General features: G+C 68.6%; 7 protein-coding genes. 6 read left to right on the forward strand and 1 reads right to left on the reverse strand.

From position 1 onward, the window contains the following. On the reverse strand, window positions 1–362 hold a 362-nt coding region (locus AB0N06_RS38260; RefSeq protein ID WP_366139285.1), incomplete at its 3' end, for an IS6 family transposase. A gap of 259 nt (window positions 363–621) precedes the next feature. Here AB0N06_RS38260 and AB0N06_RS38265 point away from each other — a divergent pair. The 6 genes from AB0N06_RS38265 to AB0N06_RS38290 all read left to right on the forward strand — a co-directional run. Next, window positions 622–927, forward strand: coding sequence for a hypothetical protein (locus tag AB0N06_RS38265; RefSeq protein ID WP_366139286.1), 306 nt, complete (start codon window positions 622–624; stop codon window positions 925–927). A 410-nt stretch (window positions 928–1,337) separates the two neighbouring features. Continuing rightward, window positions 1,338–2,096 (forward strand): endonuclease domain-containing protein, encoded by a 759-nt coding sequence (locus tag AB0N06_RS38270; RefSeq protein ID WP_366139287.1) that lies wholly within the window; start codon window positions 1,338–1,340, stop codon window positions 2,094–2,096. 333 nt (window positions 2,097–2,429) lie between these two features. Further along, complete coding sequence (locus AB0N06_RS38275; protein WP_366139288.1) at window positions 2,430–2,669, forward strand: hypothetical protein; 240 nt, start codon at window positions 2,430–2,432, stop codon at window positions 2,667–2,669. Next, window positions 2,669–3,046, forward strand: a complete 378-nt coding sequence (locus AB0N06_RS38280; RefSeq protein ID WP_366139290.1) for a fic family toxin-antitoxin system, toxin component — start codon at window positions 2,669–2,671, stop codon at window positions 3,044–3,046. Before AB0N06_RS38275 ends, AB0N06_RS38280 begins: the two co-directional genes overlap by 1 nt. 240 nt (window positions 3,047–3,286) lie before the next feature. Next, window positions 3,287–3,460: a hypothetical protein gene (locus tag AB0N06_RS38285; protein WP_366139289.1), complete on the forward strand. Its 174-nt coding sequence runs from the start codon at window positions 3,287–3,289 to the stop codon at window positions 3,458–3,460. 179 nt (window positions 3,461–3,639) lie between these two features. Then, window positions 3,640–3,774: transposase (locus AB0N06_RS38290; RefSeq protein WP_366139291.1), on the forward strand; the 135-nt coding region annotated here is incomplete at its 3' end.

Below are 3,774 nucleotides of genomic sequence, written 5' to 3' on the forward strand. Positions count from 1 at the left end.
AAGAAGCGCCGGGCCGCGGCCTTGTCCCTTCGGCCCTGGACCAGGATGTCGAGCACGTTGCCGTCGGCGTCGACGGCCCGCCACAGGTACTTCAGTTCGCCGTTGATCTTCACGAAGATCTCGTCCAGGTGCCCCTTGTCGCCCGGCCGCACACGCCGGCGGCGCAGGCCGTTGGCGTAGGCCTGCCCGAACTTCGCGCACCAGCGGCGGACGGTCTCGTGGGAGACGAGCACGCCGCGCTCGAGCATCAGCTCCTCGACCTCGCGGAAGCTGAGCGGGAAGCGGAAGTACAGCCACACGCAGTGGGAGATGATCTCCACCGGGTACCGGTGGCCCTTGTACGACGGCGACGCGGACGACACGAGCGAACCCCTCCCCGGCACGACCAACCACAAGATCATCCCACGCCGGCCAGCCAACGTGACAATGCCCATCCATGCGCTGGCCCAAGAAAGCAGCCGTAGCATCGAGAGGCTTACAAGCACTCTCCCCACCCACAGCGGCCGTATTGAAGCGCTCCTCTTGGAAGGGTTCAGCAATTCGCAAGCCACCAACGCCGTACTGGCAATAAGCAGTTTGCACCGTGGCGACGATGCCCGAACCGCACAAAGCCTGCACAAGATGCTCCAGAACGACCCACGGAAAGCCGTCGAGCTACTCACCTACTTCCGTGGCCCACGGGCCTACACGCTGAGGATTGCCGGCTACCAGGGCAAGGCATTCGACCTCACCGAACAACTGGTCGTCGCCATCCACAATGCTGTGCCGACGTTCGCCGATCACATAGCCCGCCACGACCCCGACTTCCCGAAGCTGCCCACGACCGTCCGCACCGCATGGACGACAGCTGCTACGCCGCCACAGCCCACGGGCAGCCGGGTCGCACGATGGTGGCGCGCCCGCACCGGCCGCACCCCCGCCGGATGACGCACCCCGTACAGCCGCTCTTTGTGTCGAACTGGCAAGGCTGTGCTGCCGCATCTCTCAATTGCGCCGCGACGAACCAGCAGTGTTCGGTCTCGTTCACGGGTGGAATCGGACCGGCCGCCCGGTGTCGGCCATGGGTCAGGTCCCCTCGGCGTCGAGGCGTGGCCTCTGCTGGCCCCAGGGCGCTGGTATCGTCCCCGCATGGATCTCGCTCAGGCCCCGGCCCTCTGCGCACCTTTGACGGTGGCGGAGCACCGCCAGGTGCAGCGCGCTGCGGCGGCCGACGGACAGAGTGTTGAAGAGTTCGTACGGCCGCGGTCCTCGACGCCGCCACAGGCCCCTTCCGCGACACACTCGAGGCAGCCGTCGACACCGTGGCCGACCGAAATTCAGCACAACTACGCGTCTGCGTGACCCCGCGCAAGAGCGCCGCCGAACGACTCGCGGCCGACATCGCGCAACTCGCCGTGCACCGGCCGACAGTTCCGTGGGGTGCTGACTACCAGCGCAGGCCCATTGGCGGGCCCATGGTCTGCCAGGACTCTGGCCGCTACTGGACCGCTCGCCACGACATGCCCCACCGGGGCCCGCAACGGCCCTTCCACGGGCCGCTCACCGAGATGTGGACGCTCCCGGGCCGGGTGCCGCGCTGGTACGTGTGGTGGCGCCTGTGGGGCGAGCAGAACGGGACGTGCTCCACCTGCCCGGGTCCGGCCGAAGTCGTTGATCATTGCCACACCACGGGACTTGTTCGCGGGCTGCTCTGCTACGACTGCAACCATCACGAGGCGCTGCACGCCACCCGGGTCGCGCTCGGCCTCCATGCTGAACAGTGCTGGTTTCAGAAGTATTGGGACCAGCCGCCCGCCACCCGCTTTTCCTGGTACTGGCCGTACGAGAACCGCTCAACGACGCCCAGCTTCCTGACCGAGCTGCCCGCATGGGCCATCGGCCGGACAGCGCCGTGCCCCTGGTGTTCCCGTAGCTGCGTCGTGGTGGCCCGGGGCGCTCTCGCCGCCGGCGTGTTCCTACCGCGCCGGCGGCCGGAACCCCGTACAGCGCCGCCCCGTTTCGGACTTGCACTCATCACCGGGTGGCTGGACCGGCAGGGCAGCCAGAAGGGCCCGGCATCGACGGGGGTGCGATGCCAGGCCCTTCGGACACAGTAGCGGCAGGACGGGCAAGGGTGGGGGAACTGGGCCTGCCGCATAGCCCGCCAAGCGGGACGTCGCGATGGGGGTGGTGTTCCGCCAGAGGGGGATGGTAGACCGCGGCACACGCGGGAGAGTCATCAGCGAGGCGTGTGACGCTCCGGCCGGCAGCGCCGCGGTTGCCCGCCGGGGTGGTTCAGACGCTCTTCCATCCGTCGCGGAAGGCGGTCTGGGCCTGCCATGTGGTGCGGCTGCGGTCTGCGTGGAGCAGGCGCCAGGCGGTGATCTCGGTATCTCGCAGCCACAGGCAGTTGCCTGGACAGACTGGTAACAGATGTTACCATGTGGGGTATGGCCAAGACACAGCTGGGCGCACGCGTGAATGAGGACGTCGCGGAACTCGCGAAGAAGCGCGCCGCCGACCTCGGACTGAGCATCGGGGACTACCTCGCCCGCCTCGTGCAGGACGACGCCAGCGGCCTGCGCGCCCGCGCGGTGGACGCTGCCGCCCGCTTCCTGTCCGAGCACCAGACGGTCTTCGACGAGGCCGAGGATGCCCAGCAGACGCCTCCGGGAGTGCGCGCCGCGTGATGGAACTGCACATCGACGTGCCCTGGATCCTGCAGGTCGCCGAGGTGGCCGGTGCGGACGATCCCGCCCCCGACGACTACGGTGTCCCCGTCGCGGCTGTCGCCCGCCACCGGGCCGAGCTCTTTGAGCAGCCCGTCTACGACGGCCCCTACGCCAAAGCCGCAGCACTCGTGCACAACCTCGGCCGGTGCCGCTGGCTCGAGCGCTCCAACCTCGCTGTGGCCGCCGCCACCGGCGTCATGTATCTCGAAGCCGCCGGTATCTCCGTGAAGCCCACTCGCGACGACGCCATCGCTCTCAAAGACCTTCTCCTCGATTCCGCCTGCACTGCCGCGAGGATCGCCACGCTGCTGCGGACCTGGCCCACCACCACCTGACGCTCGAAGGGCACTCTTGGCCGAGTCCGGCGAGCGCGGCGCGCACCGCCTCGGCGGCGTCCGGCCCGCTCGCGCACATCGCTGCCCCGCATGTCGAGGGTTTCGTTGAGTTCCATGGCGAGTCTGGTGGGCAGGTGGAGGGGCTGGGAACGGCCTGGTGGCGAGGAGGGCAGCGACCGGCACGGCGCACGGGCTCCGCCTTTATCGCCCGGCCACCTGCACATCCAGGCAGGAGCCACAGTGGTGCTGCACCCGGACGCCCGCTGGCGGTGGGCCGCGGCCCAGCCCGTGTTCGACCCCGTGGCCCGGGCCGTGGACTTCACCGCTCAGCAGGCGGCTCAGGAAGAACGGCGCCAGGCCTACCGTGCGGTGACAGCCGCTGCCGCGCGTGTCCACCAGGCTTACCGCGGCTGAGAGGCGTCGAAGCAGAGGAGCGCCGGGACCACCTGCAGCGCAAGCGGATCGAGACGTGCGCGGCCACGATGTCGGCGCTGGTGCGCCGGATCATGCTGCTAGTAGGGCTTTGTTAGGTACCCCGGATGATCAAGCAGGAGTAGGGTTGTGATCTTCTTTCAGGTGTGACACCTGAGGAGATGGAAGAGGTCCGTCCGCGCCTGGAGGCGTTCGCGGCCGAGATGCTCGGCTCGCTGGCCCGTCGGGACCAGCGGGCCAAGGGTGAGCTGTATCTGCGTGGGCTGATGCTGGACGGCAAGCGCAAGTCCATGCAG

This window comes from Streptomyces sp. NPDC051020 (assembly GCF_040683105.1).
Lineage (GTDB): Bacteria > Actinomycetota > Actinomycetes > Streptomycetales > Streptomycetaceae > Streptomyces.